Origin of the sequence: Streptomyces camponoticapitis, from assembly GCF_014646115.1 — a bacterium.
GTDB classification, from domain to species: Bacteria; Actinomycetota; Actinomycetes; order Streptomycetales; family Streptomycetaceae; genus Streptomyces; species Streptomyces camponoticapitis.
In genome coordinates this window covers 118,847-135,840 of record NZ_BMMV01000002.1, presented here as the reverse complement: position 1 = coordinate 135,840, position 16,994 = coordinate 118,847, and the positions used below count along the sequence as shown (strand labels likewise).

At 72.6% G+C, this 16,994-nt stretch carries 18 protein-coding genes; 10 read left to right on the top strand and 8 right to left on the bottom strand.

From position 1 onward, the window contains the following. The first annotated feature begins 103 nt into the window (after window positions 1–103). The 3 genes from IEY79_RS03290 (at window position 104) to IEY79_RS03280 (ending at window position 5,117) form a co-directional block, all read left to right on the top strand. Entirely contained in the window at window positions 104–2,296 is a 2,193-nt protein-coding gene (locus IEY79_RS03290; protein ID WP_229700593.1) for a DUF6351 family protein, read from the top strand. Continuing rightward, window positions 2,293–3,192 carry an SMP-30/gluconolactonase/LRE family protein gene (locus tag IEY79_RS03285; protein WP_189105744.1) on the top strand — a complete coding sequence of 300 codons (900 nt, stop codon included), beginning with the start codon at window positions 2,293–2,295 and terminating at the stop codon, window positions 3,190–3,192. The genes IEY79_RS03290 and IEY79_RS03285 overlap by 4 nt, the downstream gene beginning before the upstream one ends. Window positions 3,193–3,329: 137 nt before the next feature. After that, complete coding sequence (locus IEY79_RS03280; protein WP_189105743.1) at window positions 3,330–5,117, top strand: ABC transporter ATP-binding protein; 1,788 nt, start codon at window positions 3,330–3,332, stop codon at window positions 5,115–5,117. A gap of 87 nt (window positions 5,118–5,204) precedes the next feature. On the opposite strand, the gene IEY79_RS03275 is transcribed toward IEY79_RS03280, so the two are convergent. Next, window positions 5,205–6,032, bottom strand: coding sequence for an ABC transporter permease (locus tag IEY79_RS03275; protein WP_189105742.1), 828 nt, complete (start codon window positions 6,030–6,032; stop codon window positions 5,205–5,207). Then, window positions 6,029–6,946: an ABC transporter ATP-binding protein gene (locus IEY79_RS03270; protein ID WP_189105741.1), complete on the bottom strand. Its 918-nt coding sequence runs from the start codon at window positions 6,944–6,946 to the stop codon at window positions 6,029–6,031. Before IEY79_RS03270 ends, IEY79_RS03275 begins: the two co-directional genes overlap by 4 nt. Window positions 6,947–7,079: 133 nt before the next feature. Here IEY79_RS03270 and IEY79_RS03265 point away from each other — a divergent pair, with 133 nt between their 5' ends. The 5 genes from IEY79_RS03265 to IEY79_RS03245 all read left to right on the top strand — a co-directional run bounded on the left by IEY79_RS03265 (window position 7,080) and on the right by IEY79_RS03245 (window position 11,251). After that, window positions 7,080–8,327 carry a sensor histidine kinase gene (locus tag IEY79_RS03265; protein ID WP_189105740.1) on the top strand — a complete coding sequence of 416 codons (1,248 nt, stop codon included), beginning with the start codon at window positions 7,080–7,082 and terminating at the stop codon, window positions 8,325–8,327. Continuing rightward, window positions 8,324–9,022 (top strand): response regulator, encoded by a 699-nt coding sequence (locus IEY79_RS03260; RefSeq protein WP_189105739.1) that lies wholly within the window; start codon window positions 8,324–8,326, stop codon window positions 9,020–9,022. Before IEY79_RS03265 ends, IEY79_RS03260 begins: the two co-directional genes overlap by 4 nt. Window positions 9,023–9,318: 296 nt before the next feature. Next, the gene (locus IEY79_RS03255; RefSeq protein ID WP_189105738.1) at window positions 9,319–9,633 is read left to right on the top strand and encodes a hypothetical protein; all 315 of its coding nucleotides are present in this window, start codon (window positions 9,319–9,321) and stop codon (window positions 9,631–9,633) included. A gap of 83 nt (window positions 9,634–9,716) precedes the next feature. Continuing rightward, the gene (gene ligD / locus IEY79_RS03250; protein WP_189105737.1) at window positions 9,717–10,724 is read left to right on the top strand and encodes a non-homologous end-joining DNA ligase; all 1,008 of its coding nucleotides are present in this window, start codon (window positions 9,717–9,719) and stop codon (window positions 10,722–10,724) included. A gap of 95 nt (window positions 10,725–10,819) precedes the next feature. Beyond that, the gene (locus IEY79_RS03245) at window positions 10,820–11,251 is read left to right on the top strand and encodes a VOC family protein (RefSeq protein ID WP_189105736.1); all 432 of its coding nucleotides are present in this window, start codon (window positions 10,820–10,822) and stop codon (window positions 11,249–11,251) included. A gap of 109 nt (window positions 11,252–11,360) precedes the next feature. Here the strand turns inward: IEY79_RS03245 and msrA are convergent, their stop codons facing one another. Both msrA and IEY79_RS03235 read right to left on the bottom strand, forming a co-directional pair. Next, entirely contained in the window at window positions 11,361–11,879 is a 519-nt protein-coding gene (msrA, locus tag IEY79_RS03240) for a peptide-methionine (S)-S-oxide reductase MsrA (RefSeq protein ID WP_189105735.1), read from the bottom strand. A 99-nt stretch (window positions 11,880–11,978) separates the two neighbouring features. Next, complete coding sequence (locus IEY79_RS03235) at window positions 11,979–12,605, bottom strand: NADPH-dependent F420 reductase (protein WP_189105734.1); 627 nt, start codon at window positions 12,603–12,605, stop codon at window positions 11,979–11,981. A gap of 260 nt (window positions 12,606–12,865) precedes the next feature. Between IEY79_RS03235 and IEY79_RS03230 the strand changes: the two genes are divergently transcribed. After that, a complete protein-coding gene (locus IEY79_RS03230) occupies window positions 12,866–13,294 on the top strand; it encodes a DUF2267 domain-containing protein (RefSeq protein WP_189105733.1) in 429 nt (142 codons plus the stop codon). Between the two features lie 38 nt (window positions 13,295–13,332). Continuing rightward, window positions 13,333–14,457: an acetate/propionate family kinase gene (locus tag IEY79_RS03225; protein WP_189105732.1), complete on the top strand. Its 1,125-nt coding sequence runs from the start codon at window positions 13,333–13,335 to the stop codon at window positions 14,455–14,457. An 83-nt stretch (window positions 14,458–14,540) separates the two neighbouring features. Here the strand turns inward: IEY79_RS03225 and IEY79_RS03220 are convergent, their stop codons facing one another. The 4 genes from IEY79_RS03220 to IEY79_RS03205 form a co-directional block, all read right to left on the bottom strand. After that, complete coding sequence (locus IEY79_RS03220) at window positions 14,541–15,008, bottom strand: hypothetical protein (protein WP_189105731.1); 468 nt, start codon at window positions 15,006–15,008, stop codon at window positions 14,541–14,543. After that, on the bottom strand, window positions 14,992–15,483 hold the full coding sequence (locus IEY79_RS03215) for an RNA polymerase sigma factor (protein WP_189105730.1): 492 nt from the start codon (window positions 15,481–15,483) through the stop codon (window positions 14,992–14,994). The genes IEY79_RS03220 and IEY79_RS03215 overlap by 17 nt, the downstream gene beginning before the upstream one ends. A gap of 114 nt (window positions 15,484–15,597) precedes the next feature. Next, on the bottom strand, window positions 15,598–16,221 hold the full coding sequence (locus IEY79_RS03210; protein WP_189105729.1) for a class F sortase: 624 nt from the start codon (window positions 16,219–16,221) through the stop codon (window positions 15,598–15,600). After that, on the bottom strand, window positions 16,218–16,580 hold the full coding sequence (locus IEY79_RS03205) for a RodZ family helix-turn-helix domain-containing protein (protein ID WP_189105728.1): 363 nt from the start codon (window positions 16,578–16,580) through the stop codon (window positions 16,218–16,220). The genes IEY79_RS03210 and IEY79_RS03205 overlap by 4 nt, the downstream gene beginning before the upstream one ends. Window positions 16,581–16,994: the final 414 nt, after the last annotated feature.

Below are 16,994 nucleotides of genomic sequence, written 5' to 3'. Positions count from 1 at the left end.
CCCCGCACCAGGTCGGATGAACCATTCTGCGGGTTCGCGAGTGATGTAGGTGACACGAATTCACCGACCGATACGGCCGGTCCACAGATTATGGGGGTTCACCGTGTCCCGTCGGCCCGTTCTCGCCATTTCGATCGCCGCGGGCGCGCTGCTGCTGACCTGTCTGCCCAGCGCCGCCGCCGAACGGCCCGCCGGTGGCGAGCGGCCCGGCGGCGAGCGGCTCACCATCGGCACGCTGTCGACCAGACCCTCCGTGGTCACCGGCGGTGACGTACTGGTGCGGGTGGGGGTCCCGCGGAGCCTCGACCCCGACGACGTACGGATCACCCGCGACGGCACGGACGTCACGGACGCCTTCACGGACGCGGGTTCCGCGCCCGGGGCCCTGACCGGTCTGGTGACGTCCCTGCGCGAGGGCTCCAACCGGCTCGTCGCGACCGTTCCCGGCCGCCCCGGCGCGCGGGCCACACTCCAGGTGCGCGACCATCCCTCGACCGGCCCCGTCATCAGCGGTCCGCACGAGAGCCCCTTTTTGTGCGGTACGGAGTCGTTCAAGCTGGTCGACGGCTCCACCCTGGGACCGCCGCTGGACGAGGACTGTTCGATCACCACCCGGGTGGACCACGCGTACCGGTCCACCGACGGGACCGTGAAACCCCTGGCCGATCCGGCGAGCCGCCCGGCGGACCTGGCGACGACCACCACGAGCACCGGCGCGCGCGTCCCGTTCCTCATCCGTGTCGAGACGGGCACGCTCAACCGGGGCGTGTACCAGATATCCATGCTGGCCGACCCCGCCGCGCCGGAGCCGACCCGGGCGCACCCCTCGCAGGGGTGGAACGGGCGGCTGATGTACACGTTCGGCGGTGGCTGCCGGGGCGGCTGGTACACCCAGGGCGCGGACACCGGCGGCGTACTGGACACCGAGATGCTGGGCCGCGGCTACGCCGTGGCCTCCTCGTCCCTCAACGTCTTCGGCAACAACTGCAACGACCTGCTGGCCTCAGAGACCACGATGATGGTCAAGGAGCATTTCGTGGAGCGGTACGGCGTCCCCCGTTTCACCATCGGCTGGGGGTGCTCCGGCGGCTCGTACCAGAGCTATCAGACCGCCGACAACTACCCCGGTCTGCTCGACGGCATCATCGTCGGATGCAGCTTCCCCGACGTGACGTCGGCGACCAACACGACGCTGCTGGACTCCCGGCTGCTCGACCACTACTTCGCCCGGTCGGCGCCCGGCGAGTTCAGCTCCGAGCAGCAGACCGCGATCGCCGGGTTCCGTGAGCGGGCCGGCATCCCGAATCTGAGCGACGGCGCGAAGCGCCTCGACCCCGACGCGGAGTTCCCCGCCGCGCTGCCGGCGGATCAGCGCTACGACGCGCGCACCAATCCCGACGGGGCGCGGGGAACGGTCTTCGACCACACCGTGAACGTGTACGGGACCGACCCGGGCACCGGCGCCGCGCTGCGCCCGCTGGACAACGCCGGCGTGCAGTACGGGCTCGACGCGCTCAACGAAGGCGTCATCGACAAGCGGCAGTTCATCGACCTCAACTCCCGTGTCGGAGGCATCGACCGGGACGCCGAGTTCACCGAGGGGCGGACGGCGGCCGACGCGACGGCGACGGACGCGGCGTACGGCACGGGCCGCATCCTGTGGGGCGGCGCCGGTCTGGCCACCACACCGGTCATCGACCACCGCTCCTACACCGACGATCTGCCCGGGGGCGACATCCACATGGCGGTGCACGGGTTCTCCACCCGCGCCCGGCTGGTCGCCGCGAACGGCGACGCGGACAACCAGGTGATGCTCGCGGAGGACAACCGCCACGGGTTCAGTCTCAAGAGCCCCGCGCTGCGTCACGCCCTCACCGCGATGGACGGCTGGCTGACGTCGCTGACGGCGGACGGCCCGCGGACGGCGTGGACACACCGGGACGTCGTCGCGCACAAGCCGGCGGAGCTGACCGACGCGTGCTGGACCAGGGACGCGGAACCCCGGAAGATCGAGCAGCGCCTCGGCTACGACAACGCGGGCGAGTGCGGCGCGCTCTACCCGGCGTTCCCGACGCCGAGGCTTGTCGCCGGGGCCCCGCTCGCGGACGATGTGATCGCGTGTCACCGCAAGGCGGTGGACCCGGCCGACTACGCGGTGACGTTCACCGGCGGTGAACTCCGGGAGCTGCGTGCGGCGTTCCCGAGCGGGGTCTGCGACTGGAGCAGGAGTGGTCAGGGGCAGCGTCCGCCCACCGGAACCTGGCAGAGTCTTTCGGCGAAAGGCGGGGAGCGATGAGCCCGACGGCGGCGAGTACCCGGACCGGGCGGCGGATCGAGGTCGCCGTACGGGAGCGGGCGAAGCTGGGTGAGGGGCCCACGTGGGATCCGGCGACCGGCCGGATGGTCTGGGTGGACATCCTCTCCGCACGGATTCACACCTTCGACCCGGCCGACGGCCGCCGTACGGTCATGGCCACCGAGCAGCACGTCGGCGCGGCGCTCCCCCGGGCCGGAGGCGGGCTGGTGGTCAACCTCCGGGACGGCATCGGTCTGTACGGCCCCGGTGGCGACTTCTCGTGGCTGGTGCACGACCCGGTGCCCGGCCGGCGGGGCAACGACGCGGCCGTCGCGCCCGACGGCGCGCTGTGGGCGGGCAGCATGAGGTACGACGAGGCGCCGGGCGGCGGGACACTGATCCGGGTGGTACGCGATCCCTCGGGCGGGTCGGCGGCCGTGACCGACACGCGCGCCGTCACCGTCGGCAACGGAACCGGGTGGAGTCCGGACGGGCGCACGATGTACTACATCGACACCCCCACCGGCCGTATCGACCGGTTCCGCGCCGACAGGCACTCCCCCGGCGAACCGCTCGTCGACCAGGGCCCGTTGGCGACGATCGAACCCGGCACCGGGTACCCGGACGGACTGACCGTCGACGCGGACGGGTGCGTCTGGGTGGCGCTGTGGGACGGCGCGGCGATCCGCCGCTACACGCCGGACGGCGAGCTGGACCGCACGGTCGAACTGCCCGTACTCCGCCCCACGTCCTGCGCCTTCGGCGGCCCCGGGCTGCGCGACCTCTACATCACCACCGCCCGCGTCGGAGTCGTCGGCCCGCACCCCCTCACCGGCTCGCTGCTCGTCCTGCCGGACGCGGGGCAGGGTGTCCCGGACACGCCGTTCGCCGGCTGAGACGTCCGCTACGCGGCCGGTCGCCCGGACCGGGCACCCGGGCCGGCCACTCGGCCTCGGTACATCGGCCCGGCGACCGTAAACCCGCAGGTAAGAAGGGGGTTGCACGCCCGCGGGGGGCGGGATTTGCTTGGCCCATGCAGCGACCGGTCTCCTCCATCCCGTCATCCGCGGCGCTCGACCACCGCTACCGGGGTGAACATCCCGTTCGGACCCTCGGCTATCTCTTCCGTCCCGACCGCCCTCGTCTGGCGCTCGCCGTCCTCGCGTTCATCGGCAAGCACAGCCCGATCTGGCTGCTTCCCCTCATCACCGCCAACATCATCGACACCGTCGTGCGGCACGGTCCGGTCTCCGACATCTGGATCAACGCGGGCGTGCTGCTCGTGGTCCTGCTGCTCAACTTCCCCCTGCATCTGCTCTATGTGCGCTGTCTGGCCGGGAGCGTACGGCGGGTGGGCATGGCGCTGCGCGACGCGCTCTGCCGACGTATGCAGCAGCTCTCGATCGGCTACCACTCGCGGGTGAGCGCCGGCGTCCTCCAGGCCAAGGTGGTCAGGGACGTGGAGACGGTGGAGCAGATGGTGCAGCAGTCCTCGGACATGGGGCTGGCCGCCGTCATCACGCTCGTCGGCGGTCTCGTCGTGATCGGTGTGCGCGTACCGTCGTTCCTCCCCGTCTTCCTGCTCGTCGTCCCGGCCGCCGGTTTCCTGATCGTGCGGCTGCGCGGGCGCCTCCACAGCCACAACGCGGCGTTCCGCCACGAGGTGGAGCGCATGTCGTCGCGCGTCAGCGAGATGACGTCGCTGATCCCGATCACCCGCGCCCACGGCCTCGAAGGCGCGGCCATGGTCCGTATCGACGGCTCGCTGCGCCAGGTGCTCGCGGCCGGGGTGCGGCTCGATCTGCTCAACGGGCGCTTCGGCGCGCTCGCGTGGATCCTGCTCAACTCCCTTGGCGTCGCCTGTCTCGCGGGCTCCGCGCTCGTCGCGTACCACGGTCTGCTGCCCATCACGGCGGGCGACGTCGTCATGCTGAGCGCCTTCTTCACCATCCTGACCAGTTCGATGGTGACCCTGCTCGGGCTGGCGCCCGTCATCAGCAAGGGACTTGAGTCCGTGCGGTCGGCCGGCGAGGTGCTCCAGGCTCCCGACCTGGAGAGCAACGCGGGCAAGGAGCGGGTCGGGTCGGTGGCCGGACGGATCGACTTCGAGGACGTCGGTTTCCAGTACGACGGTTCGCCCGACACCGCCGTGGCGGGCTTCACCCTCTCCGCCCGGCCCGGTCAGACCGTCGCCCTGGTCGGCGCGTCCGGCGCGGGCAAGTCGACCGTACTCAACCTCCTCATCGGCTTCATCCGTCCCACCTCCGGCCGCATCCTGCTGGACGGCGCGGACATGGCCTGCCTCGATCTGCGCAGCTACCGCCGGTTCCTGTCGGTCGTGCCTCAGGAGTCGATCCTGTTCGAGGGAACGATCCGGGAGAACGTCACCTACGGTCTCGACGGCATGGACGAGACGACCGTGCGGCGGGCGCTCCAAGACGCGAACGCCATCGAATTCGTCGACCGGCTGCCGGACGGCCTCGACACCGTCGTCGGACAGCGCGGCGCGCGCCTGTCCGGTGGGCAGAAGCAGCGGCTCGCGATCGCCCGCGCGCTGATACGCGACCCGCGGGTGCTCGTCCTGGACGAGGCGACGTCCGCCCTCGACACCCGCTCGGAGGCGCTGGTGCAGGAGGCTTTGGCACGGCTGGTCGACGGCCGTACCGTCTTCGTCGTCGCCCACCGGCTGTCCACGATCCGGGGCGCGGACAGCATCGTGGTGATGGAGCACGGCCGGATCGCCGAGGTCGGCACGCACGAGTCCCTGATGACACGGGGCGGGGTGTACGCGGGGCTGCAGCCCGCGCACCGCGCGTCCTAGGGGGTGTTCGAGAAGTGACGTCGTCCGCCCGCAGGGGGCCAGAGGGGACTTCTGAAACGCGCCCCAGGGGCCGGCGGACCGGACGGATCAGGGCGCGGGGTCACGGTGGTGGACGGCGACGACGGCGACCACCACCGCGGCGAGCGACCAGAGCCCGTACACGATCCACGAGCCGGCGATCGTCGTCGGGTAGGTCACGGGGACCGGTGAGTCGCCCACCGTCACCAGCTCGGCCCAGGCGCCCTGGGGCAGGGCGTGCAGGAGCGAGGCCGTCGCGTGGTCGCGCTCGGTGACGAGGGACGGCAGGACGAGAAGCAGGAGGGTGAGGGTGACGATCGTCGTCGCGGTGTGCCGGATCAGGGCCGCGAGGGCCATGCCGACGAGCGCGCACACCGGCGCGAGCAGCGCCGACGCCAGGAGGACGCGCGTGGCGCCCGGATAGTCGAAGGGCAGACCGATGCGCCGGCCGGACAGGACCGCCTGGGTCACCGCGAACGACGTCACGGCGGCGACGGCGCCGAGGACCGCGGTGACCGCCGTGACCACGACCGTCTTGGCCGCCAGTACCGAGCGGCGGGCCGGGACGGCGGCGAACGTCGTACGGATCTGGCCGGTGCTGTACTCCCCCACCAGCGTCAGCGCGCCGATGCTCGCGGCGGCGAGCATCAGGACCATCGCCCCGCCGATGGTGAAGGCGTCGCGCATGGCCCAGATCGGGACGAACAGCTCCCGGATGCCCTCGGGGTAGCCGGGCCAGTTGTTGTGGTCGGCCACGGCGGCGTTCGTGTTGATCGCGACGACGAGCAGCGCGCTCACCGCGAGGGCCCAGGGGGGCGAGCGGAGCGACCACATCTTGATCCACTCGGCCGCGACCAGATCGCGGAAGCGGGCGCGGGGTTCGGCCGGTGCGGTCATCGCGGGTCTCCTGTGCCGTATTCGACGCTGTCGGCGGTCAGTTCCATGAACGCCTCTTCGAGCGAGGCGGAGCCTGTCGTCAACTCGTTGATCCTGATGCGGTGCTGATGGGCGACCTCACCGATGCGGGTCGCGCCGAGGCCGGTCACCACGAGCAGGTCTCCGGCCGGCGGCCGCGTCGTCACGTCGGCGCCTTCGGCGGTCAGCAGATCGGTGAGCGCCGCGGGGTCCGGTGTCCGTACGGTCACGTTCGACCGGGTGCCACGGGCCGCGAACTCCGTCACGCTCTCGGCGGCGATCAGCTGGCCGCGGCCGATGACGACGAGATCGTCCGCGGTGTTCTCCATCTCGCTCATGAGATGGCTGGAGACGAACACCGTGCGGCCCTCGGCGGCGAGCCGCCGGAACAACCCGCGTACCCACAGCACTCCCTCCGGGTCGAGGCCGTTGATCGGCTCGTCGAAGAGGAGCACCGGCGGATCGCCGAGCAGCGCGGTGGCGATCCCGAGCCGCTGCTTCATCCCGAGCGAGAATCCGCCGATACGGCGCCGGGCGGCGGCGGCCAGTCCCACCTCGTCCAGGACATGGTCCACCCGGCTCCCGGGCAGACCGTTGCTCCGTGCGAGCGCGGAGAGATGGGCGCGCGCGGTGCGCCCGCCGTGGATGTCGTGCGCGTCGAGCAGCGCGCCGACGTGCCGCAGTCCGCGCGGGAGGTCCCGGAAGGGCCGGCCGTCGATGGTGGCGGTGCCGCCGGTGGGCCGGTTCAGTCCGATCAGCAGCCTGAGGGTGGTGCTCTTGCCGGCCCCGTTGGGGCCGAGGAACCCGGTGACCCGGCCGGGGCGGACGGTGAAGCTGAGGTCCTTGACGGCGGTGGTCCCGCCGTAGCGCTTGGTCAGTTCGTTGACTTCGATCACGCGGCCAACAGTGGCCGGGCACCTGCCCGTTCGGCATCGGGCGGTCGGCCACACCGGTGGTGGTGAGGGTGGCCCGCGGGCGTACACCTCTCGGCCAATACCCCGGCGGAGAGGGGACCGTTACGATCGGCGCATGTCGGCCACTCCACTCTTTCCGCAGCTCAGGCGTTTGTCCCGGACGGGCTCAGAAGCGGGACGGGCGCGTCGTACCGCCTCGGCGTTGGCGGCCTGGTGCGGTGGCACGGCCTATCCGTTCGCGCTGTGGTTCGCGGTGTGGGGCGGTCCGGACAACGCCGCCGGCGCGCGGTTCGCGCTCCTCGCGCTGGTCACCGTGCTGCCGCTCGCTCTGTTGCGGCGCCACCCGCTGCCCGGTACGGCGGTGATGCTCGTCGGCACGTTCGCCGTCTCGGCGCAGCGGCCTTCGTGGGAGGTCGTTTATCTGCTGGTGCTGGCGAACGATCTCACCGTCCTGTCCGTCGTGGCCTCCCGCACCCGCCGTGTCGCGCTCGCCGTCGCCGTCCCGACGCTCCTCGTGCACATCGCGTCCGCCACCTACTTCACGTCCGGTTCCGACGTCTACGTGCGGACGCTCGTCATCCTCTTCCTCGCTCTGGTGGCCGCCTGGATGATCGGGATGTCGGTCCGGGAGCGCCGCGAACACGCCGTGGAGCAGCGGAGCCAAGTGGCGGCCCGGGCTGTCGCCGCCGAACGGCTGCGGATCGCACGGGAGTTGCACGACATGATCGCCCACAGCGTCGGGGTGATCGCCATCCAGGCGGGGGTGGGCAGCCGGGTCATCGGCACCCAGCCGGACGAGGCCCGCAAGGCGCTGGTGAGCATCGAGGCCACCAGCAGGGAGACGCTCGCCGGGCTGCGGCGGACGCTCGGGACCCTGCGGCGTACGGAACCGGTTCCCGGCGCGGAGCCCGTATCCCTCGATCCGGCACCGGGGCTCGCGGATGTCGAGCGGCTGGCGGCGTCGACCGTGGCGGGCGCGGGAGTCCGGGTCGAGCTGCGGTGGCGTGGCCGGCGCCGGGCGATTCCGGCGGACATCGACCTGTCCGCGTACCGCGTCGTCCAGGAGGCGGTCACCAATGTCGTACGGCACGCGGGGACCCTGTCCTGCCGGGTGAGTGTCGAGTACGGGCACGAGGAGGTGTCCGTCGAGGTCGTCGACGACGGGCGGGGGTGCGAGCCGGCCGACATCGACCGGGCCGGGGGCTGGGGCCTTGTGGGGATGCGTGAGCGGGTCGGTCTGCTGGGCGGGCGGCTGGAGGCGGGACCGCGTCCGGAGGGCGGTTTCCGCGTGGCGGTGCGACTGCCGCTGCCGGGACCCGCGCCGCGGGCCGGTGCCCCCGCGCGGCCGGACGCGGCCCGATGACGGCGGAGTCGGCGGACGGGAGCCCGGCGGCCACGGCTCCGGTCCGTGTCGTACTCGTCGACGACCAGCCGCTGATCCGCTCGGGACTGCGCGTGCTGATCGCGGACCACCCGGACCTGGACGTCGTCGGTGAGGCCGGGACCGGCGCCCAGGCGGTGCGGCTGGTCCGGGAACTGCGGCCGGACGTCGTCGTGATGGACATCCGGATGCCCGGCATGGACGGTATCGAGGCGACGGGGCTGATCACCGCCGGTCCCGGGGCGGCGCGGGTCGTGGTCCTCACGACGTTCGACGACGACGAGTACGTGTACGCGGCGCTGCGCGCCGGGGCGAGCGGCTTCCTCATCAAGGACATGGCCCTCGAAGGCATCCTGTCGGCGATCCGGGTGGTGGCCGCCGGCGAGGCCCTCCTCGCCCCGAGCGTCACCCGGCGGCTGATCGAGGAGTTCGCGGCCCGGCCCGAACCGGCCCCGCCCGCCAGGGCGGTGGCCGGTATCACCGGGCGGGAGCGCGAGGTGCTCGTCCTCGTCGGACGCGGCATGTCCAACAGGGAGATCGCGGACCAGCTCTTCATCAGCGTGGCGACGGCCAAGGCGCATGTGGCGCGGCTGTTCAGCAAGCTCGACGCCCGTGACCGGGTCCAACTCGTCATCATGGCGTACGAGTTGGGGCTGGTGTCACCGCCGGCCCGCTGAGGCCGTCGGTGTCCGCGACCGTTCGGGTGTCGGTACGACCCGTTCGGGGCCGGCTACTTCTCGGGGGGCGGCCCAGCGGCGATCGTGAACGGCGGCGGTCCGGCCTCCCAGCGGTTGAACCGGCCGTCGACCACGAGGAGTCGGCTCCTCTTCCCCGCGCGCCGCCCCGGCCGGCCGAGTCGTCGATCGCGTTCGGGTGCCGGGACCCCTCCGGCCGCACCAGGCCGGTCACAAGGCGTCCGCTCGTCAGCTCGTCGTCGAGGTCGACCACGGCGACCCGCGCCTGGGCCCCGGGGTTGTCGAACAGATGGCCCTGCGTCGCACGGAGCCGTCCGTCGCGCGACCCCGACTCGGACGCGCTCCTGGAGCTGACCTGGGAGCGTGTCACTCCCGGGTACCGCGAGCGCGGCTGCGAGTGGGCGCTCGACGAGATCCCGCCGGTGTCCGCCGCGCCTCCGCGGGACAGCTCGTTCGTCACCGGACAGATCGCGCTCCCGCGGACGGTGACGGTACCGGGCGCGGCCCCGGCCGCGCCCGGCGTACACCCGCTCGCCGCACCGCAAGGCGGCCGGGCCGCTCGTCCGGCTGCCCCGTCCGCCCCTAACGGGTGATCAGCCGCGCCCGCAGGCGCACCCCGCACCTCTTCCCGGGGAGCCTCCACCCGTAGCCCCTGACACGGAGAGAGGCGAGGCCGATGAGCAGCCTCCTGGACACACTGCCCACCGACGAGCGGCGCAGAGTGCGCTCCGCCCGGTCCGGTGCCCTGCTTGCGTCCGCGCCGATGCTCGCCACCTTGACCGACCGGCGGATGTTCGGCGACGGCTGGATCTTCGAGCGCAAACTGGACGGCGTCCGGGTGCTCGCGGTGCGCGACGAGTCGGGCGTACGGCTGCTGTCGCGCACCGGGCGCCGGCTCGACTCGACCTATCCGGAGATCGTCGACGCCCTCGCCGCCCAGGAACGCGGCGACTTCACGGTGGACGGGGAGATCGTCGCGTACTCCCACGGCCGTACCGACTTCGCCCGGCTCCAGCAGCGGATGGGCATCAGCGACGCCCGCCGGGCGCGCGCCAGCGGGGTGGCCGTCACCTACTACCTGTTCGATCTGCTGCGGCTCGACGGCGCCGATCTCACCGCGATCTCGCTGCGCTCGCGCAAGTCGCTGCTGCGCAGGGCCCTGACCTACCGGGCGCCGCTGCGCTTCACCCCGCACCGCAACGCGGGCGGTCAGGAGCTGCTGGACCGGGCCTGCGCCAACGGCTGGGAGGGGCTGATCGCGAAGCGGGCGGCGGGCCGGTACGAGGCCCGGCGCTCAACGGGCTGGCTGAAGCTCAAGTGCGAGCAGGGGCAGGAGTTCGTGATCGGCGGTTACACGGAACCGTCCCGCTCCCGCGTCGGTTTCGGCGCGCTGCTCCTCGGCCATTACGAGGACGGGCGGCTCCGGTACGCGGGCAAGGTGGGGACGGGCTACGACCGCGCGACACTCCTGGACCTCCGCCACCGGCTCGACGAGGCCCCGATGCCCCGCTCCCCGTTCGCCGATGTGGTCAAGGAGCGGGCCCCGCACTGGTCGGAGCCCCGGCTCGTCGCCCAGATCGCCTTCACCGAGTGGACACGGGACGGGATGCTTCGCCACCCGCGTTTCCTGGGGCTGCGGGATGACAAGAAGCCGGCGGACGTGGTGCGGGAGAGACCCACGTGACGACCGTATGGGCCATCCGTACAGTGCCCGTGAGAGTCCCGCGCAGAAGAACAGCGACGCGACCAGTGACCGTGACGAAGGGCGGATCCACCCCCATGACGACCCCCGGCCCCCGCATACCGCGCTTCCATCTCGCCGTGCCCGTCGACGACCTCGCCGCCGCGCGCCGCTTCTACGGCGACGTACTCGGTCTGGCGGAGGGCCGCAGCTCCGACACCTGGGTGGACTGGAATCTGCACGGCCACCAGTTCGTGACGCATCTGGCCCCGCGGCGGGGCGATGACGCACACAACGAGGTCGACGGGCACGACGTGCCCGTACCGCACTTCGGGCTGCTGCTGACCCCGCCGGAGTTCCACGACTTGGCCGACCGGCTCCGTGCGGCGGGGACGACGTTCGTCATCGAGCCCTACCTGCGTTTCGAGGGGCGGCCCGGGGAGCAGTGGACGATGTTCCTGCTCGATCCGGCGGGCAACGCGCTGGAGTTCAAGGCGTTCGCCGACGACGCGCAGGTGTTCGCCGGCTGAGTCCGGCCGGTGGGCAACGGCACCCGCCGCCGCTGTCCTCGATCGCCGGCCGGGCCGCCATCGGCCCTTCCCGCGATCGAGGACGAACGATCAGAGCGCCGGGCGCCGCTTACCGCTCACTGCGTACAGGCAGCTTCCAGTTCGGCCGGACGAAGTGGCACGTGTACCCCTCGGGGTAGCGGACCAGATAGTCCTGGTGCTCGGGCTCGGCCTCCCAGAAGGCCCCGGCCTCGGCCACCTCGGTGACGACCTTCCCGGGCCAGAGACCGGAGGCCTCCACGTCGGCGATGGTGTCCTCGGCGACGCGCTTCTGCTCGTCGTCGACGAAGTAGATGGCCGACCGGTAGCTGAGGCCGATGTCGTTGCCCTGGCGGTTGAGCGTCGTGGGGTCGTGGATCTGGAAGAAGTACTCCAGGATCTGCCGGTAGCTGGTCTTCTCGGGGTCGAAGATGATCTCGATGCCCTCGGCGTGCGTTCCGTGATTGCGGTACGTCGCGTTCGGCACGTCACCACCGGTGTAACCGACCCGGGTGGAGATCACCCCCGGCAGACCGCGAATCAGATCCTGCATGCCCCAGAAGCAGCCGCCCGCGAGGATTGCCTTCTCTGTAGCCGTATCCGTAGCCATTTTTTAGTCCCTCCTCTGCCACACACGGTACTGCTCCGACGTGGACGGAGGCGCCTGGGACGGGGACGGGGACGGGGCATCGCTCCCGGCGACAGCGGGTCACGCGCTGTGCAGCCGCGCGTCCAGCTCGGTGGCGGACAGCTTCGCGGCGTAGACGTCGGTGCCGGGCTGGTGCTTGCGGCCTCCGCCGCCGAGGTGGCCGGCGTTCACCGGGTCGAAGCCGATGTCGCGGATCAGTCCGGCCACGACGGCGACGGCCTCCTCGTCGTCGCCGGAGATCGGGATGGCCAGTCGTTCGGGGTCGCCCTTGGGGCGGCCGCGGTCGCGCAGGACCTCCCAGAAGATGGAGTTGAACGCCTTGACCAGATTCGAGTCCGTCGCGTTCCGCAGCTTCTCGCTGGAGGTGGTGGAGTCGTCGTCCAGGTCCGGCTCGTGCTCGTCACGTCCCGGGGAGTAGTTGCCCGTGTCGATGACGACCTTGTCGCGCAGCTCGGCGAGGGGCAGATCGCCGATGTGCCCGTACGGGATCGCCACGACGACCACCTGGCCGAAGCGGGCCGCTTCCGCGGCCGTGACCGCCCGGACAGGACCGTCGATGCTCGCGACCAGCTCCGCCAGAGTCTCGGGGCCGCGCGAGTTCGCGAGGGCCACCTCGTGGCCGATGCCGGCGAAGTGCCGGGCCAGGGTGGAGCCGATACGGCCCGCTCCGATGATTCCGATACGCATGGTGCCTCTCCTGCCTGCGGGGTCGTGGGCCCGTGGTCCCGCTCGTACGGGTCGCCTCCATGGGTAGCCGAATGGCGCCGCCCCAAACTTGCCGGAACGCGGGCCCGGACTCACCCTGAGGCTGCGGGCCACACCCGACGCCGAAGGAGACCGCCCGTGTGCGGCCGCCGCGCGGGGCCCGGTCGACACCCTCGTACGCGACCCGCCCGTGGGTCCGGGGGCAGGCGCCGGGACCCGTGACGTCCGGAGAGGATCACGCCATGCACCACGACGAGATGATCGGCAAGATTCAGGCACTCGCCCAACTGCCGGACCGTGGATCCACCGAGCGGGCGACACAGGCGGTGCTGCGGACGCTGGGCGAACGGTTGCCGGCGGGGCTCGCCGACCACGTGGCGGCGCAGCTTTCGCCGGAGCTCGCGGCCGATCTGCGGCGGCCGGCGGAATTCGCTCTCGCGGAGGGCCGGGACGCGGGCTCGGGCGAACGGTTCGACCTGGTCGCGTTCACGGGCCGGATCGCGGACCGGGCGGGGACCACGGAGGACGCGGCTCTCCGGGAGGCGGCCGCCGTGCTGGAGGTGCTCGACGCCGCACTCGCCCCCGAGCTGATGAACAAGATCGCCGCCGCGCTGCCTGTGGACATCGGCTCGCTGCTGCCGACCGGGCGCACCACCGGTGACCCGGGCTGAGGCGTACCCGGAGAGAGTCCCGAAAGGAAGGGCATGTCGTGGCCGATCGCGAGCGTGAACCCGTGCTGGTGGCGGACGCCGGGTCCTCCAGCGTGCACCTGACCGTCTTCGCGAACGACGGCTCGGCGATCGCCTCGTACGACGACACGTCGGCGCCCGGCGACAACACGGCCGGGCAGCTCCGCGATCTGCTCCGTTACGCGCCGGCGCCCACCGCGGTCGGGCACCGGATCGTGCACGGCGGCCCCGAGCTACGGCACCACACCCTGGTCGACGACGAGGTCAGGGACGCCCTCCAGCGCATGTCCGACCTGGCGCCCTCGCATGTCCCGCCCGCTCTGCGCGTACTCGACGCGGCCCGCGAGCTGCTGCCCAACGTGCCGCACATCGCCTGCTTCGACACCGTCTTCCACACCGGTCTGCCCGCGGCGGCCCGGGAGTTCGCCGTACCCGAGACATGGCGCGGCGAGTTCGGTGTGCGGCGCTACGGCTTCCACGGCCTGTCCTACGCGTGGGCGCTGGCCCGCACGGCCGAGCTGCTCGGGCGGCGGCCGGAGAGCCTGCGGATCGTCATCGCCCACCTCGGCGGCGGCTGCTCGGCCTGCGCGGTGCGTGACGGCACGAGCGTGGACACCACCATGGGTTTCACTCCGCTGGACGGCCTGGTGATGAGCCGTCGCAGCGGCGCCGTCGACCCGGGGGCCCTGACCTGGCTCCAGACCCGGCACGGTCTCTCCGCACGGGACATCGACGACGCCCTCGACCACCGCTCGGGGCTGCTGGCCCTGTCCGGTACGTCGGGCGACACCCGCGACCTGGTCCGCGCCCGCGCGGCGGGCGACGAACGGGCGGCTCTGGCGATGGACGTCTTCACCCACCACTGCCGCAGCGGCATCGCGGCGATGGCCGCGTCTCTGGACCGCCTCGACGCGCTGGTGTTCACGGGCGAGATCGGCGAGGACCAGCCGGAGGTGCGCGAGGAGATCTGCGCGGGGCTGGGCATCCTGGGCGTCAGGGGCGGTCTGCGGATGCCCACGGAGGACGAGGACGCGGCTGCCTACCCGGTCAGCGCGGCGGAGGCGGAGGTCCCGGTGGTCGTCGTACCGACCGGCGAGGCCCGCCAGATCGACAAGGAGACGCGCACGCTGCTGAGCGCGCGCTGAACCGGTGTGCAGCCGCGAGCCGCCGCCCGCCTCCGTGCGCGGCCTTCTCGTCGCGCTTCCGCGCGCCCCTCCGAGGTTCCCGCCTACTGCCGGAGCGGGGTGTCCGGCCCGGGGGCCGACCCGTCGCGGAGCGGGGTGCGTTCGTCGGGGGCCTGGCCGGGTACCGACGGGGCGCGGGGGGTGGGGACGGTCTCGGGGACGCGGGCACTCGGGGTGGGCGAGCTCTCCGGGGTGGCGGTCCCGCCGGGGCGGGGGGCAGGATCCGGGTCCGGGGACGGGTGGGTCGCCGACGGTGGGGCGAGAGGGGTCGCCGGGGATGCGGGGCCGTCGGACGTCGTCGCGAGGTGGAACGGCAGCGCGACGAGGGCGAGGGCGGCGCACGAGAGGCCGACTCCGGCGGCGGCCCGGAGCAGCCGGCGGCGGGCGGCGGTGCGGCGGATCGCCTCGTACCGGCGGGGCGGCGGGCCGAGGAGGTCGGACGTGGGCCGCAGGATGACGGCGATGGGGTCGTCGGGGTCGAACTCCGGCCGGTCGTCAGCGCGTGTGGTCAAGGCTTCTCCTCAGATGGGCGCGGAGCAGTTCGCGGGCCGCGTGGAGATCGGCCTTGACGGTTCCCTCCTTGCGCCCGGTCAGCACGGACACCTCCCGGATCGGCATGTCGGCGTAATAGTGCAACAGGATCGGGACGCGCAACCGTTCCGGCAGTGACTGTACGAGCAGACGTACCGAAGGGTCCGCCTGCTCGGTGTGCGGGCTGACCGCGGCTTCGGAGGTGACCCGGCGCATGGCCTTGCGTTCGCGCTCCAGTCCGCGCCAGTGGTCCCGTACGAGATTGGCGGCGGTGACATAGAGAAAGCCGCGCGGCTCCTGCACGGATGTCCACCGCGCCCAGAGCCGCGTGAACGCCTCGGAGGCGATCTCGTGCGCCGTCTCGTCGTCGTCGACAAGTCGACGGCACCAGCCGGCGAGGCGCGGGTAGAGGGCGGCGAACAGCTCGGACGCTGCCTTGTCGCGGGACCGTTTCAACGCTCTCCATGGTCGTGGCCGCAGTGGGGGGTCGGCAGGGCTCACCGGCCCGGCCCACAGGGAAGGAGTCCGGACCGAGGGCGTACGTTCCCTCGGTCCGGATCCGGTGGCGCGTCAGGCGCCACGCGCGGACGTCATCGTGGCGAAGACGATCACGTTGTCGAGGTAACCGTCACCGGTACGGGTCCCACCGCACGTGATGAGCCGCAGCTCCGCGCGGTCCACGTCCCCGTACACGTCGTCCGCCGGGAAGTCCGCCTTGGCGACCTTCCGCACGGAGCTGACGGCGAACTCCGCCGCGGCTCCGTTCTCCAGGCGCGCCGTGACCGTGTCGCCCCGACGCAGACGGGCGAGGTCCCGGAAGACGCCGTCTCCGTAGGAACCGACCGTGACATGGCCGATGATCACCGACGGGCCGACCTGACCGGGCGTCGGCGAGTGCCGGTACCAGCCCGCGCGGTCGTCCGGCGTGATCGGGGGCACCTGCATGGTGCCGTCCGAGGCCAGCCCCAGCCCCATGACCGGGGTGTCGACCCCGATGGCGGGGATCAGCAGCCGGGCCGGAACGGAGCGCCCGAGAGCCTCGGCCGCCCGCTCCCCGTTCGCCTTCGCGGCGGGAGGTGGCGTACGGCTGGAGCGGCCCTCGTTCGTGGCCCGGTCGGCGGCGGGGCCGCCGCAGCCCACGAGCAGCGAGGCCAGCGCGGCGGCGGCGAAGGCGCGCCTGGAGGGCGGGGTCACGCCCCGGTCACTCGCCGGCGGCGTACGACGAAGACCGCCGCACCGCTCGCGGCGAGGGCCGCGGCGCCGGTTCCGATCAGCATGCCGCCGGTACCGGACCGGGAGGCCGCGGGGGCAACTCCGGTGTCGGGCGCGCCCTCCGGTACGACGGCGACCTGGCCGGGGGTCCTGGCCGGGGCGGGGGCGGAACTCGGAGTCCGGGTCGCCTGCGAGGGCTCGGCGGGGGCGGGGGCGGCTTCCTCGGTCGGGCGGGTGCTGGGGACCGGGGTCGGGGTCGCGTCGTCGGCGAACGCGGGCACCGTGGTCGCGAGCACGGCGGTGCTCGCGAGTGCCATGGCGCTGAGGACAGTTCGGCGCATGTGTCGCTCTCTTTCGTCGTCCGCCTGCCCGGGGACTCGGCGGGCGGGGCTACAGATCGGGAGGAGAGACGAGGCGGGGGCGCGGCGGGTTGTAAAGGAATGGCAAAGCCGCCGGGCCGCCGGTGGCGGGGCTCGCGCGGTGGCGGACGCCGACCCGGTGGCGGGGGCGGTGGTGCGTGGGCGCGCACGGCGGAGGATCGGTCTCGGACCCGACGTCTTCGGGCAACCCGACGACGAAGGGGGCACCTCCCGTGCCCGAAGGGCTACGGAGAGCCCGCGTGCCGGGCGTCACGGGCCGGGCGTCACGGGCCGGGCGTCACGGGCCGGGCGGGACTTCGCGGCCCGCCGCCCCCCGGCGCCGGTCACCCCGCGCCGGATCGTGTGTCACGGCCGGATGCGACCTGGATCTCGCCG

Coding starts and splice junctions, on each gene's coding strand:
- IEY79_RS03285 (WP_189105744.1), top strand. CDS start 2,293: ATGAGCCCGACGGCGGCGAGTACCCGGACCGGGCGGCGGATCGAGGTC.
- IEY79_RS03280 (WP_189105743.1), top strand. CDS start 3,330: ATGCAGCGACCGGTCTCCTCCATCCCGTCATCCGCGGCGCTCGACCAC.
- IEY79_RS03275 (WP_189105742.1), bottom strand. CDS start 6,032: ATGACCGCACCGGCCGAACCCCGCGCCCGCTTCCGCGATCTGGTCGCG.
- IEY79_RS03265 (WP_189105740.1), top strand. CDS start 7,080: ATGTCGGCCACTCCACTCTTTCCGCAGCTCAGGCGTTTGTCCCGGACG.
- IEY79_RS03260 (WP_189105739.1), top strand. CDS start 8,324: ATGACGGCGGAGTCGGCGGACGGGAGCCCGGCGGCCACGGCTCCGGTC.
- ligD (WP_189105737.1), top strand. CDS start 9,717: ATGAGCAGCCTCCTGGACACACTGCCCACCGACGAGCGGCGCAGAGTG.
- IEY79_RS03245 (WP_189105736.1), top strand. CDS start 10,820: ATGACGACCCCCGGCCCCCGCATACCGCGCTTCCATCTCGCCGTGCCC.
- msrA (WP_189105735.1), bottom strand. CDS start 11,879: ATGGCTACGGATACGGCTACAGAGAAGGCAATCCTCGCGGGCGGCTGC.
- IEY79_RS03235 (WP_189105734.1), bottom strand. CDS start 12,605: ATGCGTATCGGAATCATCGGAGCGGGCCGTATCGGCTCCACCCTGGCC.
- IEY79_RS03230 (WP_189105733.1), top strand. CDS start 12,866: ATGCACCACGACGAGATGATCGGCAAGATTCAGGCACTCGCCCAACTG.
- IEY79_RS03205 (WP_189105728.1), bottom strand. CDS start 16,580: ATGCGCCGAACTGTCCTCAGCGCCATGGCACTCGCGAGCACCGCCGTG.